The 18,137-nt window shown below is 62.3% G+C and carries 18 protein-coding genes; 9 read left to right on the top strand and 9 right to left on the bottom strand.

What is annotated here, in order from left to right; all coding sequences use genetic code 11:
- Positions 1–338 precede the first annotated feature (338 nt).
- Positions 339–1,115 (bottom strand): enoyl-CoA hydratase, encoded by a 777-nt coding sequence (locus GJ698_RS22825; protein WP_154360158.1) that lies wholly within the window; start codon positions 1,113–1,115, stop codon positions 339–341.
- Between the two features lie 69 nt (positions 1,116–1,184).
- Between GJ698_RS22825 and GJ698_RS22820 the strand changes: the two genes are divergently transcribed.
- Positions 1,185–2,477, top strand: coding sequence for an MFS transporter (locus GJ698_RS22820; RefSeq protein WP_154360157.1), 1,293 nt, complete (start codon positions 1,185–1,187; stop codon positions 2,475–2,477).
- A gap of 69 nt (positions 2,478–2,546) precedes the next feature.
- On the top strand, positions 2,547–2,984 hold the full coding sequence (locus tag GJ698_RS22815; protein WP_154360156.1) for a universal stress protein: 438 nt from the start codon (positions 2,547–2,549) through the stop codon (positions 2,982–2,984).
- On the opposite strand, the gene mltA is transcribed toward GJ698_RS22815, so the two are convergent.
- Both mltA and apaG read right to left on the bottom strand, forming a co-directional pair.
- Positions 2,981–4,201, bottom strand: a complete 1,221-nt coding sequence (gene mltA, locus GJ698_RS22810) for a murein transglycosylase A (protein ID WP_154360155.1) — start codon at positions 4,199–4,201, stop codon at positions 2,981–2,983. The two genes, GJ698_RS22815 and mltA, sit on opposite strands and share 4 nt — an antisense overlap.
- Positions 4,202–4,296: 95 nt before the next feature.
- Positions 4,297–4,671 (bottom strand): Co2+/Mg2+ efflux facilitator ApaG/CorD, encoded by a 375-nt coding sequence (gene apaG / locus GJ698_RS22805; protein WP_154360154.1) that lies wholly within the window; start codon positions 4,669–4,671, stop codon positions 4,297–4,299.
- Positions 4,672–4,841: 170 nt separating this feature from the next.
- Between apaG and rpe the strand changes: the two genes are divergently transcribed.
- From rpe to trpC, 7 genes are all read left to right on the top strand, one after another.
- The gene (gene rpe, locus GJ698_RS22800; protein WP_154360153.1) at positions 4,842–5,507 is read left to right on the top strand and encodes a ribulose-phosphate 3-epimerase; all 666 of its coding nucleotides are present in this window, start codon (positions 4,842–4,844) and stop codon (positions 5,505–5,507) included.
- A 4-nt stretch (positions 5,508–5,511) separates the two neighbouring features.
- Entirely contained in the window at positions 5,512–6,201 is a 690-nt protein-coding gene (locus tag GJ698_RS22795) for a phosphoglycolate phosphatase (RefSeq protein WP_154360152.1), read from the top strand.
- A gap of 204 nt (positions 6,202–6,405) precedes the next feature.
- Complete coding sequence (gene trpE / locus GJ698_RS22790; RefSeq protein ID WP_154360151.1) at positions 6,406–7,902, top strand: anthranilate synthase component I; 1,497 nt, start codon at positions 6,406–6,408, stop codon at positions 7,900–7,902.
- A gap of 1 nt (position 7,903) precedes the next feature.
- Positions 7,904–8,467: an anthranilate synthase component II gene (locus tag GJ698_RS22785; RefSeq protein ID WP_154360168.1), complete on the top strand. Its 564-nt coding sequence runs from the start codon at positions 7,904–7,906 to the stop codon at positions 8,465–8,467.
- Positions 8,468–8,484: 17 nt separating this feature from the next.
- Positions 8,485–9,522 (top strand): anthranilate phosphoribosyltransferase, encoded by a 1,038-nt coding sequence (gene trpD / locus GJ698_RS22780; protein WP_154360150.1) that lies wholly within the window; start codon positions 8,485–8,487, stop codon positions 9,520–9,522.
- 2 nt (positions 9,523–9,524) lie between these two features.
- Positions 9,525–10,160 carry a LysE family translocator gene (locus GJ698_RS22775; RefSeq protein WP_154360149.1) on the top strand — a complete coding sequence of 212 codons (636 nt, stop codon included), beginning with the start codon at positions 9,525–9,527 and terminating at the stop codon, positions 10,158–10,160.
- 2 nt (positions 10,161–10,162) lie between these two features.
- Positions 10,163–10,963, top strand: a complete 801-nt coding sequence (trpC, locus tag GJ698_RS22770; RefSeq protein ID WP_154360148.1) for an indole-3-glycerol phosphate synthase TrpC — start codon at positions 10,163–10,165, stop codon at positions 10,961–10,963.
- On the opposite strand, the gene GJ698_RS22765 is transcribed toward trpC, so the two are convergent.
- The 6 genes from GJ698_RS22765 to GJ698_RS22740 all read right to left on the bottom strand — a co-directional run bounded on the left by GJ698_RS22765 (position 10,960) and on the right by GJ698_RS22740 (position 18,112).
- Entirely contained in the window at positions 10,960–12,120 is a 1,161-nt protein-coding gene (locus GJ698_RS22765) for a GGDEF domain-containing protein (protein ID WP_229260128.1), read from the bottom strand. The two genes, trpC and GJ698_RS22765, sit on opposite strands and share 4 nt — an antisense overlap.
- A 151-nt stretch (positions 12,121–12,271) precedes the next feature.
- The gene (locus tag GJ698_RS22760) at positions 12,272–14,092 is read right to left on the bottom strand and encodes a M61 family metallopeptidase (RefSeq protein WP_154360147.1); all 1,821 of its coding nucleotides are present in this window, start codon (positions 14,090–14,092) and stop codon (positions 12,272–12,274) included.
- Positions 14,089–14,658, bottom strand: coding sequence for a nucleotidyltransferase family protein (locus tag GJ698_RS22755; protein WP_154360146.1), 570 nt, complete (start codon positions 14,656–14,658; stop codon positions 14,089–14,091). The genes GJ698_RS22760 and GJ698_RS22755 overlap by 4 nt, the downstream gene beginning before the upstream one ends.
- A gap of 5 nt (positions 14,659–14,663) precedes the next feature.
- On the bottom strand, positions 14,664–16,886 hold the full coding sequence (locus GJ698_RS22750; protein WP_154360145.1) for a xanthine dehydrogenase family protein molybdopterin-binding subunit: 2,223 nt from the start codon (positions 16,884–16,886) through the stop codon (positions 14,664–14,666).
- A 10-nt stretch (positions 16,887–16,896) separates the two neighbouring features.
- Positions 16,897–17,355, bottom strand: coding sequence for a (2Fe-2S)-binding protein (locus GJ698_RS22745; RefSeq protein WP_154360144.1), 459 nt, complete (start codon positions 17,353–17,355; stop codon positions 16,897–16,899).
- Positions 17,356–17,383: 28 nt separating this feature from the next.
- Positions 17,384–18,112, bottom strand: coding sequence for a DsbC family protein (locus tag GJ698_RS22740; RefSeq protein WP_154360143.1), 729 nt, complete (start codon positions 18,110–18,112; stop codon positions 17,384–17,386).
- Between the last annotated feature and the right edge of the window lie 25 nt (positions 18,113–18,137).

The following is an 18,137-nucleotide window of genomic DNA, read 5'->3' as shown; positions in this document are numbered from 1 at the left end:
AGCGTTCAATCTGAGCCAGGATCAAACTCTTTAGTTTAATCTCTGTTTATGGTCATTTCTGACCAGGTTCGCTCACTCAAAATACTGACAGTATTTCTTGTTGAGCATTTAATGCTTTTAGTTTCGCCGAACCGAAGTTCAGCGTGCACTTGCATCAAACGCCCACATTTATCGACTGTAAATTTTTAAAGATCATTCTGTACTGCGTTGCTGACAAATCGTTTTGCTCATCAGCGAAGAGGCAAGATTATGAGGCGTTTCGTACATCTCGTCAAGCTCTTCTTTTTCTCACTTCACTCTGCATTTGCATGCGTTGTTCTGCGAGGGACAGAATCATATCAAAGACCCTCGAAGTTTGGCAAGCGCTTTTCCAGGAAAGCTTTCATGCCTTCTTTTTGGGCAGGCGTACCGAACGCAGCCTGGAACAAGCGGCGTTCATAAGTAACGCCTTCCGACAGCGTGGTTTCGAAGGCGCGGTTGACCGCGTCCTTGATCTGCATCGATACCGACACCGGCATGGCGGCGATCTGCTTGGCCACCGCCAGCACTTCCTCGATCAGCTTGTCCGCCGGGATCACGCGCGACACCAGGCCGATGCGCTCGGCTTCCGCAGCGTCGATGGTGCGCGCGGTCAGCAGCATGTCCATGGCCTTGGCCTTGCCGATGGCGCGCGGCAGGCGCTGGGTGCCGCCGGCGCCCGGCGTGACGCCGACCTTGATTTCCGGCTGGCCGAATTTGGCGCTATCGGCCGCGATCAGGAAATCGCACATCATGGCCAGCTCGCAGCCGCCGCCCAGCGCATAGCCGGCCACGGCGCCCACCACCGGCTTGCGGACGCGCAGGATATGCTCCCAGTTGCGGCCGATATAGTTGTCGCGGTAAGTGTCCGGGAAGGTGTAGTCCACCATGGCGGCGATGTCGGCGCCGGCGGCAAACGCCTTCTCGCTGCCGGTCAGCACGATGCAGCCGATGGCCGGGTCGGCGTCGAACTTATATAGGGCATCGCCCAGCTCGTTCATCATGTTGTCGTTCAGCGCATTCAGCGCTTTCGGACGGTTCAGACGGATCAGGGCTACTTTGTCGCGCACTTCTACGATCAGGTCTTCATACGGCATGTGTTCCTCCAAGTGGAATATTTACCGGCCGATTGTAGCGCCTATCCTCGCCGCTGGTATGATTGAAAATTGGCAACCAGCCCTAAAGAGCTTCCCATTTTTAACGCCTTTCGCAACGACGAGCTTCTGCGCAACGTCGCCTTCCGCCGCTACTGGTCCAGCGCCATCCTGAACGACCTGGGCAGCTACATCAGCGCCCTGGCGCTGCCGCTGTGCTCGGTGCTGCTGCTCAAGGCCTCGCCCGCGCAGATGGGCATGATGGGGGCGGCCTCGGCCCTGCCCTATGCGCTGCTGTCCCTGCCGGCCGGCGTTTTCCTCGACCGCAATCGCAAGCTGCCGATCCTGTTGGCCAGCAAGGCGATCCAGGCGGTGTCGCTGGCCAGCATTCCGCTGGCGTGGTGGCTGGGCATGCTGACGGTGCAGTGGATGTATGCGGTGTCCTTCATTTCCGGCGCCTGCGGCGTGGTGGGCGGCGGCGCCGAACTGGTGTTCCTGACCAACCTGATCGGCCGCGACAAGCTGCTCGACGCCCAATCCAAGCTCGCCGCCACCGATTCCGCCACGCGGCTGCTGGCGCCGGGCTTTGCCGGCGTGCTGATCCAGTGGCTCAGCGCACCGTACGCGGTGCTGCTGAACGCCTTCGGTTTCCTCGCCTCCATCGCCCTGTTGCGCAACCTGAAGGCCAGCGATCCCAAACCGCCGCCCTCCAACAAGCATCCGCTGCGCGATATCCATGACGGCTTTTTGTTCATCTGGAACCAGTCGCTGCTGCGTACGCTGGCCTGGGCCTCCGGCTGCTGGCACATGCTGATCTACGGTTTCGCCGCATTGCACGTGATTTTCGCCACCCGCGAACTGGGCATGAGCGCCGGCATGCTGGGGATAGCGCAGATGATCGGCGGCATCGGCGTGCTGGTCAGCTCCCTGCTGCTCAAGCCATTATCCCGGCGCTACGGGCCGGCCGGCGCGATGTTGTGCGGCATGGGCTTTTGTGCGTTCGCGTTTATTGTCACGCCGCTGATCCCGGCCAATCTGTTTGGCCACCCGCTGGCCAGCGCGGTCGCCTGCGCCGCCATGTCCTTCTTCCTCGATTGCGGCGTGATGCTGTTCCTGATGCCCTACGGCGCCATGCGCCAGAAGGCGACGCCCGACGAATACCTGGGCCGCATCGTCTCCACCATGCGCTTCCTGACAGTGGCGACCGCGCCGCTGGGCTCGCTGACGGCCGGCTACCTGGGCGAGCATTTCAGCGTGCGCACCGGCATGGCCTGCGTGGCGGTAGGCGGCATTCTGCTGACGCTGTTCCTGTCGCTGTCGCCGGCCATGCGCCAGGCGCGCGTGGCGGCGCCGGCGGCGTCATAACGTGCGACGAAAAAGCCGCCAAGACATTAGGCTGACTCCAGTATTCATCCTCATCCAACGGAGTTCGTCATGTTCAAAACGATTTTGCTGCCTACCGACGGTTCCGACCTGTCGGACAAAGCCACCGCGACAGCGATGGAATTCGCCCGCCTGCACCAGTCGCGCATCATCGCGCTGACGGTGATCCAGCCGATGCTGCTGCCGGCCATGGGCGACGGCGGCGCCGTGCTCGACGCCGGCCAGTACGAAACGCAGATGCAGGACACCGCGCGCGACCATATCAACAAGGTGGCGGCGGCCGCCAGCGCGGCCGGCATTCCATTCGAGGGATTCATTGCGATGTCGGCCAGTGCCTCCGATGAAATCGTCGAGGCGGCCAAGAAACACGGCTGCGACCTGATCATGATGGCGTCGCACGGCCGCACCGGCTTGAGCAAACTGCTGCTGGGCAGCGAAACGCAAAGCGTGCTGTCGCACACCTCGCTGCCCGTGCTGGTCTTGCGTTAAAACTTTTTAGGCAACAGCACCCAGATAGCGCCGCGCTGCTTCATGCGGCCGGCGTTTTCCGCCGCCTCGGCGCCGAAACCGAAGAAATAGTCGACGCGGATGGCGCCGCGAATCGCACCGCCGGTGTCCTGCGCCATCACCAGCCGCTGCATCGGAATGTCGCTGTTAGGCTGGGTGGTGGACAGGAACATCGGCGCGCCCTGCGGCAGCTGGGTGGCGTCGATGGCGACCGAACGCTGCGGCGTCAGCGGCACGCCCAGCGAACCTTTCGGCCCCACCTTCGGGTCCGGCAGGCGCTCTTCCTTGAAGAACACATAGCTCGGATTCACATTGAACAGCTCCTGCATGCGGGTCGGATGGCCGGCGATCCACGCCTTGATGCCCTGCGCCGACGCCTGCTCCAGCGTCAGCTCGCCCTTCTCCACCAGGTATTTGCCGATCGACTTGTACGGATGACCGTTCTGGTCCGCATACGCCACGCGCACGGTTTCGCCGGTGTCGCTCAGCTGCACGCGGCCCGAGCCCTGCACCTGCAGGAAGAACGATTCGACCGGATCATCCACCCACAGCAGCTCCTTGCCGCTGAAGCCGGCCGATTCGATATCGGCGCGGGTCGAATACGGCACCACCTTCTTGCCCACCACCTTGCCGCGCAGACGCATGCCTTTCAGCTCGGGATAGACGCTGGCCAGGTCGATGGTGACCATATCGTCCGGCACCTTGTATAAAGGCGTCTGGTACGGGCCGCCCTTTTTGCGGGCGCCGTGCAGCAGCGGCTCGTAGTAGCCGGTGATCAGGCCGTCGGTGGCGCCGTCCGGCGCGATCACCTGGTTCGGCTCCAGGAAGGCCTCGAAGAAGGTGCGGATGGCCTTGTCGTCGTTGGCATTGACGGTGCGGGCGACGGTGCACGCCTCTTTCCAGGTCGCCTGCTTGACCAGCACCGAGCACGACGAGGTAAACGCCGGCCACGCCGCGCGCAGGTCGTCCTTGTCCCAGCCCGGCAGTTGGGCATAGGTGGCCGGCACCATTTGCAGCGCGGCCGGCTTGGGCGGCTGCGCCGGCGGCGTTGGCGGGACCGGCGGCACCGGCGTTGGCGGCGTCACCACCGGCGGCGGTGTGGCCGGCGTCTCGGGCGGCAGCGGTGTGGAAGTACAGGCGGCAAGCGCAATCGCGACTGCGCTCAGCGAAACGAGTAGACTACGGCGTGGAGATGACATAAAGGATAACTATGTGGGTATTGGGATTAGAAGCAGGCGTGGCCTTCTTCCTGCTGGTCTTCATCGTCTGGTGGACCATGAAGGGCAAGAAGTAATCAGTGCAAGGTGCGCGGCAGGGACAGCACGAACTCGGGGATCTTGGCTTCGAACTGGTGGCCGTCCTCGGCCACGCAGAAGTATTCGCCGACCATGGAGCCTTGCTGGGTTTGCAGCGCGGCGCCGCTGGTGTATTCGAACTGCTCGCCCGGCTGCAGCAGCGGCTGGTGGCCGACCACGCCCAGGCCGCGCACTTCTTCCACATGGTTGTTGGCGTCCGTGATGACCCAATGGCGCGAGATCAGCTGCGCCGCCACCGTGCCGGTATTCTTGATCGTGATCGAGTACGTAAACACGAAGTTCGTGCGCTCCGGGTCGGATTGATCCGGCAGGTACTGGGTTCTGACCGATACCGTAAATTCATAAGTCGACATCAACATTCCTCTAAAAAGCAAGCTTGACGATCATATATCGCCAAGCATCCATTGCACCGCAAATCCGCCCTGTATGCAAGGAGGACGCGGCTGAAAACAGGCGCAAGCGGCTGGAGCAGCGTAAAATAACGCATCTTTTTTAATGCAAGCCCAAGGGCCAGCCCAACGCCATGACCACTTTCCGCATCGCTCCCAGCATCCTGTCCGCCGATTTCGCCCGCCTGGGTGAAGAGGTCCGCAATGTCGTCGCCGCCGGCGCCGACATGATCCACTTCGACGTAATGGACAACCATTATGTGCCGAACCTGACCATCGGCCCGCTGGTGTGCCAGGCCATCCGTCCGCACGTGGATGTGCCGATCGATGTGCACCTGATGGTCAAACCGGTGGACCGCATCATTCCCGACTTCGCCAAGGCCGGCGCCAACCTGATCACCTTCCACCCGGAAGCCTCGGAGCACATCGACCGCTCGCTGCAACTGATCCGCGACCACGGCTGCAAGGCCGGCCTGGTGTTCAACCCGGCCACGCCGCTGAGCTACCTGGAGCACGTGATGGACAAGATCGACATGATCCTGATCATGTCGGTCAATCCGGGCTTCGGCGGCCAGTCCTTCATTCCGCACGCGCTGAAGAAGATCGCCGAGGCGCGCCGCCTGATCGACGACTCCGGCCGCGACATCCTGCTGGAAGTGGATGGCGGCATCAAGATCGACAACATCGCCGCTGCCGCTGCCGCCGGCGCCGACACCTTCGTGGCCGGTTCCGCCATCTTCGGCCAGCCGGACTACAAGGCCGTGATCGACGCCATGCGCGCCAACCTGGCCAAGATCTGAGACGATGAGCGTTCTGGCAGGCGTGCGCGCCGCAATCATTGACCTCGACGGCACCATGCTGGACACGATTCCCGACTTCCACGTCGCGATCAACGGCATGCGTGCGGAACTGGGCCTGGGCCCGATTACCCGGGAGCAGATCGCCCTGATGGTCGGCAAGGGCTCGGAGAACCTGATCCGCTCGGTCCTGGCGCTGGATTGGGACGCGGCGCGCATCGAGGCCGCGTTTGCATCAGCAATGGACGCCTACCAGCGCCACTACCTGAGCATCAACGGCAACCACAGCGCGCTGTATCCGGACGTGCTCGAAGGCCTGGCCGCACTCAAGGCGCAGGGCCTGCGCCTGGCCTGCGTGACCAACAAGCCGATCGCCTTCACCACGCCCCTGCTGAAACTGAAAGGGCTGGACGGCTTCTTCGAGGTGGTCTACGGCGGCGACTCGCTGCCGCGCAAGAAGCCGGATCCGCTGCCGCTGCAAACCGTGTGCGCCGATTTCGGCCTGCAACCGGCGCAGGTGGTGGCCATCGGCGACTCCTCGAACGACGCGCAAGCCGCGCGGGCAGCCGGTTGCCCGGTGCTGACGGTGCCATATGGTTATAACCACGGAGAATCTGTACACGATATCGATTCCGATGGTATAGTAAGCACGCTGCTAGAAGCGGCTAGCCTGATCCGTTCGCATACACACCATTAGCGAAATAACTGACCGAAATGTCTCTCACCAAAAAACACATCGTCAACCAACCAGGCTCGATTGAGGCCTGGCTTTGGCGACGCTGGCAATCCTGGCAAAACTAAGCCGAACTGATTGCTGTCGTCCGCATTTTCATGCGCGACAGGTTTTTTGAACACACCACCGCTGGCACACCTCCTCATTCCGGCGGCATGGAGAGCAGACATGACCGAACTCGAATTCAAATCGTTGGCCACCGACGGCTATAACCGCATCCCGTTGATCGCGGAAGCCTTCGCCGACCTCGAAACTCCGCTGACGCTGTACCTGAAACTGGCCCAGACCCAGAACGCCGGCAAGAACACCTTCCTGCTGGAGTCGGTGGTGGGCGGCGAGCGTTTCGGCCGCTTCTCCTTCATCGGCCTGCCGGCCACCACGCTGCTGCGCACCTTCGGCAACCGCACCGAGATCGTCAGGAACGGCACGGTGATCGAGACCCACGACGGCAATCCGCTGGAATTCATCGAGGCCTACCAGAAGCGTTTCAAGGTCGCCATCCGTCCCGGCATGCCGCGCTTCTGCGGCGGCCTGGCCGGCTACTTCGGCTACGACACCGTGCGCCACATCGAGAAGACGCTGGCCCACAGCCAGCAGAAGGATGACCTGGGCCTGCCCGACATCCAGCTGATGGTGACCGAGGAACTGGCCGTCATCGATAACCTGAGCGGCAAGCTGTATCTGATCGTCTACGCCGACACCACGCAGCCGGAATCGTATTCGAAAGCGCGCCAGCGCCTGAAAGACCTGCGCATGATGCTGCGCCGCGGCGTCGAAGCGCCGGTCACCACGGCCTCGGTGCGTACCGAAGCGGTCCGCGAATTCCCGAAGGAAGAGTACCTGAAGGCCGTCGCCAAGGCGCACGAATACGTGCTGGCCGGCGACCTGATGCAGGTGCAGATCGGCCAGCGCATCCGCAAGCCGTATGTCGATTCGCCTCTGAGCCTGTACCGCGCGCTGCGTTCGCTGAACCCGTCGCCGTATATGTACTTCTACAACTTCGGCGACATGCAGATCGTCGGCGCCTCGCCGGAGATCCTGGTGCGCAACGAGACCGCGCCGGATGGCGAGAAAAAAGTCACGCTGCGCCCGATCGCCGGCACCCGCCCGCGCGGTGCGACGCCGGAGCGCGACACCGAGCTGGCCAAGGAACTGCTGGCCGATCCGAAGGAAATCGCCGAACACGTGATGCTGATCGACCTGGCGCGCAATGACCTGGGCCGCATTTCGGAAATCGGCAGCGTCAAGGTCACCGACCGCCTGGTCATCGAAAAATACTCGCACGTGCAGCACATCGTCTCCAACGTCGAGGGCAAGCTGAAAGACGGCCTGTCCAACCTGGACGTGCTGCGCGCCACCTTCCCGGCCGGCACGCTGACCGGCGCGCCGAAAGTGCGGGCGATGGAAATCATCGACGAGCTGGAAATCTCCAAGCGCGGCATCTACGGCGGCGCCTGCGGCTACCTGTCGTTCGGCGGCGAAATGGACGTGGCGATCGCCATCCGCACCGGCGTGATCAAGGACGGCAACCTGTACGTGCAGGCCGCCGCCGGCATCGTCGCCGACTCGATCGCCGAGATGGAATGGCAGGAAACTGAAAACAAGGCGCGCGCCGTGCTGCGCGCCGCCGAGCAAGTGCAAGATGGCCTGGATGGGAAGTTCTAATATGCTGCTGATGATCGACAACTACGACTCCTTCACCTACAACATCGTGCAGTACTTCGGCGAACTGGGTGAAGACGTGCGCGTCTACCGCAACGATGAAATCACGATTGCGGAGATCGAGGCGCTGAATCCGGACCACATCTGCATTTCGCCGGGTCCGAAAGATCCGTCGCAGGCAGGCATTTCGATCGAGGTGCTGAAGCACTTCGCCGGCAAGAAGCCGATCCTGGGCGTGTGCCTTGGCCACCAGGCCATCGGCGAAGCGTTCGGCGGCAAGGTCATTCGCGCCAAGCAGGTCATGCATGGCAAAACTTCTTTAATCGCGCATACGGGTGTGGGCGTCTTCAAGGACATCCCTTCTCCCTTCACAGTGATCCGGTATCACTCGTTGGCCATCGAGCGCAGCTCGCTGCCGTCCTGCCTGGAAGTGACGGCATGGACCGACGACGGTGAAATCATGGGCGTGCGGCACAAGGAATACGACATCGAGGGCGTGCAGTTCCACCCCGAGTCCATTCTGTCCGAACACGGCCACCAACTGTTGAAGAACTTCCTCGTCCGCTGATTAAAGAAGGAACCGCCATGCCTATCACCCACCAAGAAGCGCTGGTGCGCTGCATCGAACACCGCGAGATTTTTCACGACGAGATGCTGCACCTGTTCCGCCAGATCATGTCGGGCGAAATGTCGCCGACCATGGTCGCCGCCCTGACCATGGGCCTGCGCGTGAAAAAAGAAACCATCGGCGAAATCGCCGCCGCCGCGCAAGTGATGCGCGAATTCTCCACCAAGGTGCCGATGGCCGACACCACCGGCCTGCTGGACATCGTCGGCACCGGCGGCGACGGCGCGCACACCTTCAATATCTCCACCACCGCGATGTTTGTCGCGGCGGCGGCCGGCGCGCGCGTCGCCAAGCACGGCGGCCGCAGCGTGTCGTCGTCGTCCGGCAGCGCCGACGTCATCGAATCGCTGGGCGCCAACATCAACCTGAAGCCGGAGCAGATCGCGCAATCGATCGCGCAGACCGGCATCGGCTTCATGTTCGCGCCCAACCACCACGCCGCCATGAAGCACGTGGCGCCGGTGCGCAAGGAGCTGGGCGTGCGTTCCATCTTCAACATCCTGGGACCGCTGACCAATCCGGCCGGCGCGCCGAACATCCTGATGGGCGTGTTCCATGCGGACCTGGTCGGCATCCAGGTACGCGTGCTGCAGCGCCTCGGCGCGCAGCACGCCATCGTGGTCTATGGCCGCGACAATATGGACGAGGTGTCGCTGGGCGCCGCCACCATGGTCGGTGAGCTGATCAACGGCGAGATCCGCGAGTACGAAATTCATCCGGAAGACTTCGGCCTGCCGATGATCGCCAGCCGCAACCTGAAGGTGGAGAATGCGGCCGAGTCGAAAGCGCGCATGATGGAAGCGCTGCGCGGCGAGCCTGGCGCGGCCTTCGATATCGTCTCGCTCAACGCCGGCACGGCGCTGTACGCGGCCGGCGTGGCCGGTTCGATCGAGGATGGCCTGAAGCGCGCGCGCGAAGCCATCACCTCCGGCGCGGCGCTGCGCAAGATCGAGCAGTTCGTCGACGTCACGCAAGTCCTCGGCCGGAATAACTGACCATGTTCGGCATCCACGACCTGACGCTGTTCATCATCTCGGGCCTGCTGCTGAACATCATGCCCGGTCCCGATTCGCTGCTGATCATGACGCGCAGCGCCACGCAGGGCTGGCGCGCCGGTTCGGCCGCCACGCTGGGCATCTGCGCCGGCACCATGGTGCACATCCTGGCGGCGGCGCTGGGCCTGTCGGCCGTGCTGTCGACGTCCGCCGCCGCCTTCACGGTGGTGAAATGGATCGGCGCGGCCTACATCGTCTACATGGGCATCGGCATGCTGCGCGCGAAGCTGCGCGACGAAGCGCCGCAGCTGCCGGCGGTGCAGCCGCTGGCCTGGCGTAAAATCTTCTTCCAGGGCTTTCTGACGAATGTGCTGAACCCCAAGGTGGCCTTGTTCTTCCTGGCGTTCGTGCCGCAGTTTATCTCGGCCGATTCCAGCAGCAAGCCGCTGGCATTCATCGTCCTGGGCACCATTTTTAATTTTAACGGCATGCTGTATTGCCACGGCCTGGCGCTGTTCACGGCCTTTGCCAGCACGCGCTTGAAGATCAAGCCGCTGGTGTCGCTGTGGCTGAACCGCACCATGGGCGGCCTGTTCCTGGCCCTCGGTGCGCGCCTTGCCCTCTCGGAGCAACACTAATCATGTCTGACATTCTGAACAAAATCCTCGCGGTCAAAGCCGATGAAGTGGCCGCCGCCAAAAAACACCGCAGCTTCGCCAGCCTGCGCGACGAGGTCGAGTCCAACACCGAACTGCGCGCCGGCCTGCGCGGCTTCGAGGCCAGCCTGCGCGCGAAAATCGCCGCCGGCAAGCCAGGCGTCATTACCGAAATCAAGAAGGCCTCGCCGTCGAAGGGCGTGATCCGCGCCGACTTCCGCCCGGCCGATATCGCCGCCAGTTACGAAGCCAATGGCTCCGCGTGCCTGTCGGTGCTGACCGACGAACAGTTCTTCCAGGGTTCCGTGGCCTATCTGCAGCAGGCGCGCGCCGCCTGCACGCTGCCGGTGCTGCGCAAGGACTTCATGATCGACATCTACCAGATCTATGAAGCGCGCGCGATGGGCGCCGATGCGATCCTGCTGATCGTCTCCGCGCTGGACCATGGCCTGATGGCGGAAATGGAAGCCGTCGCCCATGAACTGGGCATGGACGTGCTGGTGGAAACCCACGACGGCGACGAACTGACCGCCGCGCTGAAGCTGAAAACCCGCCTGCTGGGCGTCAACAACCGCAATCTGCGTACCTTCGAGGTATCGCTGGAAAACACGCTCGGCCTGCTGGACCGCATGCCGCCGGAGAAGCTGGTGATCACCGAATCCGGCATCATGGTGCCGGCGGACGTGAAACGCATGCGCGACGCCAACGTCCACGCCTTCCTGGTCGGCGAAGCCTTCATGCGCGCGCAGGATCCGGGCGCCGAACTGGCCCGCCTGTTCGACTAGGCCCGCACCCGCATCTGGGTGACGGTGTCCGGCGCGACTTCGATACGGTTGCGCCCTCTTTCCTTGGCAGAATACAAAGCTTTATCCGCGCGGACCAGGATGCCATCCAGGCTTTCCTCCGCGCTGATCTGGCACGCCACGCCGATGCTGACGGTGTACGGCGGCACGCCGACACGTGGCGCGCGCAGCGCCGCTTGGATGCGTTCGGCGATATGCAGCGCCCGGTCCAGCCCTGTGGACGGCAGCAGCACGACGAATTCCTCGCCGCCGAAACGGGCCACGTGGTCCGACACGCGCAAGGCTTTGCCTATCATTTGCGCCACGTCCACCAATACGCAGTCGCCGACGGCATGACCGTGGGCGTCGTTAATCTTTTTAAAGTAATCGATGTCGATATTCAGCATCGTCATGAATGTGCTTTCGCGGCGCATCAAGGCATGCTCTTTGGCGTAAATATCGGCGAAGCCGCGGCGGTTTAATACCTGCGTCAGCGGATCCATGGTCGAACGGCGCTCCAGCGTAATTTGCAGGCGGCGCGTGCAGACGGTCATAAAACCGACCGTCATCAGCAAGGTCATCAAATGGGTAATGGCCAGATACAGGCTGGCGAATACGCCGGTGCCCATCAGATTCACATCCGTGCTGCTGGTCAGCGCCAATATACCGCGCATCATCACCATAATGGATTCGATAAAAATCAAACTGCCGAAAAACCAGGTGGACGAGTGATTATCGCCATTTTTCCATATAACGAATAAGCCGCGCACATGCAGTATAAACACCAGCAGCGAAGCGACCGCCACGCGCGTGGTAAAACTTGGCTTTATCCACATCCAATAACCAAGTCCGAGTATCGTTAATATCCAGGCCGAATGAAATAAGCGCCATGATGGACGCAGTTGATAAAACCGCTCCGTGCCAATCACCATGAATCCCAAGCCCCAGACGATAAACACGTTGGAGCACAGGAGCAGGATATTGGAATTGCCATGCACGGCGAAAATGACGACGCCAGCCACCATGAGCACCAGCGCCTGCGCCCAATTTCGCAAGCCCTGGATTTCCTTGGGGAAGTTCAGATGGGCGGAGTACAGCACGACGCTCATGGCGCCGGCCATCAATGTGGCCATCAGAAGTATGGTGGTGGGATCGAGCATTATCATGTGCGGCGATTCTAAACCACATCCCCGGTGACGCGAAATTTATCCCCGGTACGCGCCGGAAATTGGCTAGTACATGCCAATAACTGGCATGGAACGCGCGAAAAAAAGGCCGCGCTCATCCGGCGCGGCCTTTTTGACAAGAATTTTAGCGGCTTGCGCTCGGACGCAGCGGACCGGCCGACTTCTTCACTGCGGCATCCAGCGTCAGGGTAATGCCTGGAACGCGGTCGCCTTGCAAGGTCAGATCGAAGGTCATTAACTCGTCGCGGCGGAAGGCGTGGACTTCCACCGTGTCGCCCACGGCGTAACGCGACAGCAGGCCGTCCAGGTTATTCGCGGTCACGCGCAGGCCATCCACGGCAATCAGAATATCGCCGGCGGATAAACCGGCCAGGTGCGCGGCGCCGTTGTTATGGACGGCGGACAGTTTGCAGTCATTGCCATCCTTGCCCAGATTCGCGTCGAAACTCGGTTTGGCGGATTTGCGTTCGTCGTTATATTTAACGCCGAATGGCGCCAGCAGTTTAGCCAGCGGTAAATCTTCGGTGCCGCGAATATATTTATCGAAGAATGGTTTAAAGCGGCCACCGCTGATTTCATCGAATAAGGCTTCCGCTTCCGCCGGCGTAACGCCACGGCCGCCGCCAATATAAAAATCGCGGCCATAACGCTGCCATAATGCGCGCATGACATCATCCAGCGACTTTTTGCCGCCGGTTTTGGCGCGAATACTCAAATCCAGCGCCAGGCCAATCAGCGAACCCTTGGTGTAATAACTGACGATGGCATTCGGCGCATTTTCATCCTGGCGATAATATTTACCCCAGGCGTCGAAACTCGAATCGGCCACGCTTTGCTTGGTACGGCCGGCGCCGCGCAATACGCTGCCCACGGTTTTACTCAGCAATTTGAAATACGCCGGCTCGGCAATCAGGCCGGCGCGCACCAGCATCAAATCGTCGTAATAACTGGTGAAGCCTTCAAACAGCCACAGCAGTGGCGAATAATTCTCGACTTGCAGGTTATACGGCGCAAACGCCGCCGGCTTGATGCGTTTCACATTCCAGGTATGGAAGTACTCATGGCTGCACAGGCCCAGGTATTGCAGGTAGCCGTCGCTGATCTCCTTGCTGCCAGAAGAGGTGGTCGGCAGGTCGCCGCGGTTGCAGATCAGCGCGGTCGAGGCGCGGTGTTCCAGGCCTCCGTAGCCGTCGCCCACCGCCATGGTCATGAACACATAGCGGTCCATCGGCGCCTTTTTGGTCTTCGGCTCGAAGAAGGCGATTTGCGTTTCGCAGATCTTTTTCAGGTCGGCGCTCAGGCGCGCCAGGTCCAGGTTCGGCACGCGGCCGGTGATGACGATGTCGTGCGGGACGCCATGCGCCTTGAAGGTGGCCAGCGCGAAGTCGCCCTGCTCCACCGGATGGTCGATCAGTTCATCGTAATTGGAGGCGATATAGGTGCCATAACCATAACGTTTCGCCTTCAGCTCCGGCAGCGAGGTCGCCACGCGCCAGCTTTGCGCCGCTTCGTGCTGCGGACGCTGGATGTCCACCACGTGCGGCAGCTCTTCCTGTCCCAGCACGCGCAGGAAGGTGCTGGTGCCGTTGAAGAAGCCGTGGTTCTGGTCCAGATGCGCGGCGCGCACCGACAGGTCCCAGGCGTAGACTTCATAGTGCACGGTCAGCGCCGCGCCGCGGTCGGCCAGCGGGGCCGCCTGCCACGAATGCTTATCCAGCTTGGTCAGTTCCACCGCCTCGCCCTTGGACTCGGCGCGGATGCGGATAATATTGCGAGAAAACTCACGGATCATATAGCTGCCGGGGATCCACGCCGGCAGCGCGAAAATCTGGCCGCCTTCGGCCGGTGCGGCCACCGTCACCGAGACGTGGAACAAGTGCGCCGCCAGATCATGGCCGACGATGGTATAGGCGATACCCGGTTGAGTTTTGCTCGGTTTTTTCATCTTAAATCCTGTTTTGTATCGATGTCACGCACCACGCCTTCGTCATCGACCACGACTTCGCTGACCGCGTGGCTTTTCAGAATCGCGCGCGCGCCCTGGTCGCCCTCCAGCGCCAGCAGCAACGGCAGGTGATAAGCACTGAAGGCGACCGGATTGCCGCGCCGTCCTTCATATACCGGCGCCGCAATGTGTGCGCCACGCTCTATTGTAGCGGCCAATGTACGCATGGTCTCCGGCCGAACGAGGGGCATGTCGCCCAGACCGATGACCCATCCTTCGGCACCCTTGGTGAATTCGATAGCGGTGATCAGCGATTCGGCCATGCCCAGGTCGGCGTCGGCGCAGACGCGCACCTCGCAACCCAGGCTGCCCAGCAGCGCGGCGACCTTGTCGTCGCCCTCGCGCACCACGGCCAGCACGCGCGGGAGCGCGGCCAGCATGTTCCTGGCGCTGGCGGCGACGACGATCTGTCCATCGGCCAGCGTTTGCAGCAGTTTGTTTTCCACGCCGGACGGGTCGAAGCGTCGACCGCGTCCGGCTGCCAGCAGAATGCCGACTAGCGCCATCCGGCTCAGGCGCTCGCCAGATCGAACGGCAGTTTGCGCAGGCGCTTGCCGGTCAATTTGAACAAAGCGTTGGCGAAGGCCGGCGCCAGCGGCGGCAGGCCAGGTTCGCCCATGCCTGTTGGCGGATCGTTCGACGGCACGATGTGCACGTCGATCACCGGCATGTCCGTCATGCGCGCCACGGTGTAGTCGCTGAAGTTCTGCTGCTCGACCACGCCGTCCTTCAGCGTGATGGCGGCGCCCGGCAAGGTCATGCCGAGGCCCATCAGCGCCGCGCCCTGGATCTGCGCTTCGATGGTCAATGGATTGACCGCCGTGTTGCAGTGGACGCCCGCCGTGACCTTGTGCAGCTTCGGCGTGCCGTTCTTCACGGACGCCACCACCACGTAGGCGATCACGGTGTTGAACGATTCATGCACGGCGACACCGTAGGCCTGGCCTTTCGGCAAAGCCTTCTTGCCGTAGCCCGACTTGGCGACCGCCAGGTCCAGCGCGGCGGCGTGACGCTTGCCCTTTTCGCCCATCAGCTTCTTGCGATAGGCCACCGGATCCATCTTGGCCGCATGCGCGGCTTCGTCGATCAGGGTTTCCATCACAAAGGCGGTGTGGGTCGAACCGACGGAACGCCACCACAGCACCGGCACATTGGTCTTGACGGTGTGCGCGCTCAGGTTCAGCGGCACTTCGTATGGCTCGCCCATGCCTTCCACCATGGTGGAATCGACGCCGTTCTTGACCATCATCGGCTCGAACGGCGTGCCGCTGGTGATCGACTGGCCGACGATGACGTGATCCCACGCCACGATCTCGCCCTTGGCATCGACGCCGATGTCGGCGCGGTGCACGTGCGACGGACGGTAGTAGCCGCCCTTGATGTCGTCCTCACGGCTCCAGATGACCTTGATCGGCTGCTTGTGGCCCGCCGCCTGCCACACCTTGGCGATGTTGACCGCTTCCACCAGATAGTCCGACGTCGGCACGGCGCGGCGACCGAAGCCGCCACCGGCCATCATCGTGTTCAGCACCACCTGCTCCGGTTTCAGGCCGGCGGTGGCGGCAATCGCGCCCTGGTCGACGGTCTGGAACTGCGAGCCGGCCCACACGGTGCAGCCGTCCTTGCGCAGATCGACCACGCAATTCAGCGGCTCCATCGGCGCGTGCGCCAGGTACGGGAACTCGTAGACGGCGGAGATTTTCTTCGCCGCGCCGGCCAGCCTGGAGGTGTCGGCGGTGCGCACCGGCGTGCCGGCTTTCTGCGCCAGCGCCTTGTACTCGGCCAGCTGCTTGTCGCTGCTGACTTTATCGACGCCGCTGGTGTCCCACTCGATGGCCAGCGCTTCGCGGCCGCTCTTCGCCGGCCAGTAGCCGTCGGCGATGACGACCACGCCGCTGCCGCTGCGGTCGGTCTTCACTTCCAGCACATCGATCACGCCCTTGATGGCCTTGGCCTTGCTGGCGTCGAACTTGGCGACCTTGGCGCCGAACACCGGCGGACGCGCCACCACGGCGACCTTGCTCTCCGGCGCCTTGAAGTCCATGCCGAACTGCTGCTTGCCGGTCGATTTCGCCTTGGCGTCCAGACGTTTGGTCGGCTTGCCGATCAGCTTGAAGTCCTTCGGATCCTTCAGCGTGACGGTGGCGGGCACCGGCTGCTTCATGGCCGCATCGGCCAGCGAACCGTAAGTGGCCTTCTGGCCGGCAGGGCCGATCAGCGTGCCCTTGACGGTCTTGACCTGGTCCGCCGGCACCTTCCACTGCTCGGCGGCCGCCGCGATCAGCATCGCGCGCGCCTTGGCGCCGATTTCGCGGTACTGGGTGTACGAGTGGGCGATACTGCCCGAGCCGCCGGTGATCTGGATGCCGAACGCCGGGTCTTTGTATTGATCGCCGGCCGGCGCCAGCGCGCCATGCACCTGCGACCAGTCGGCGTCCAGCTCTTCCGCGATCAGCATCGGCAGCGACGTCTGCACGCCCTGGCCGAATTCCAGGCGGTTGACCTGCACCGTCACGCTGTTGTCCGGCGCGATGTGCAGGAAGGCGTTCGGTTCGTAGACCTTGGCCGGCGCCTGCTGCGCATTGGCCCAGCGGCCCGCGCCCGGCATGAAGAAGCCCAGCACCAGGCCGCCGCCGGCAACCGCGCCGGCTTTCATGAAGCCGCGACGCGACACGCCTTCAGACGTCGCCGAGCCGCTGACCATCGTTCCTTGATTTAACCATTCGATACGCATGCTGGTCTCCTCAGGCAATCGCTTTGGCAGCGTCTTTGATGGCAACGCGGATGCGCTGATAGGTGCCACATCGGCAGATATTGCCGGCCATGGCGTTGTCGATTTCGGCGTCGGACGGATTCTTGTTGGTGCGCAGCAGCGCGGTGGCGCTCATGATCTGGCCGCTCTGACAGTAGCCGCATTGCGGCACGTCGATCTTGACCCAGGCATCCTGCACGGCCTTGCCGACCTTGTCGGTTTCCATCGCCTCGATGGTGGTGATCTTCTGGCCTTCGGCCGCCGAAATCGGCGTCACGCACGAGCGGATCGCCTGGCCGCCCAGGTGCACGGTGCAGGCGCCGCACAGCGCCATGCCGCAACCGAACTTGGTGCCGGTCATGTTGAGATTATCGCGCAAGGCCCACAGGATGGGCGTCGACGGATCGGCGTCGACCTGCACATCCTTGCCGTTGATGTTCAAAGTGATCATTCAAAACTCCCTGGTTTGGACTACGTTCTTACTGCTTGATTTTGCTGAATTTGTCTTCCAGCGCTTTCTGGTCGATCGCGCCAGGGATGCGCGAACCGTCGGCAAAGAAAATCGCCGGCGTGCCCTGCACGCCCAGCTTGTGGCCCAGCGCGACGATCTCCTCGTTCGGCGTGGCGCACGATGCCGGCGCGGCCGGCGCGGCCTTGCCGCTCACCATCCAGTCGTCCCAGGCCTTGCTGCGGTCCGGCGCGCACCACACATTCTTCGACTTGACGAACGAGTCATCCGACAGGATGTTGTACAGGAAGGTGTAGATGGTGACGTTGTCGGTTTCCTTCAGCGTGGTCTGGCGCAGACGCTTGCAGTAGCCGCAGTTCGGATCTTCGAACACCGCGATCACGCGCGAGCCGTCGCCCTTGACGGTCTTGATGGCCTTGTCCAGCGGCAGATCGGAGAACTTGATCTTGGTAAGGTCGTCGATACGGTCGCGGGTCAGGTCGGCGCCGGTGGTCAGGTTGAAGATATGACCATTCACCAGATAGGTGGCCGTTTTGTCGGTGTACAGGATGTCGTTGCCGATGCGGACTTCATACAGGCCGCTGTACGGCGTCTGCGTCACCGAATCGACCTTGACGTTGACGCCCAGGCGCGGCTCGATCAGCTTTTTGATCGCCTCGGTGCTTGGCGGCGTTTCCGCGCCCACGCAGGATGCCATCAGGACCGACAACGACAGCAAAACGGACTTACTCTTTCTCATGACTTCTCCGGTAAATGCTGGCGCG

Origin of the sequence: Duganella aquatilis, assembly GCF_009674565.1 — a bacterium.
In the GTDB taxonomy this organism is placed as follows: Bacteria; Pseudomonadota; Gammaproteobacteria; order Burkholderiales; family Burkholderiaceae_D; genus Rugamonas; species Rugamonas aquatilis.
This window is presented reverse-complemented; position numbering and strand designations above follow the sequence as displayed.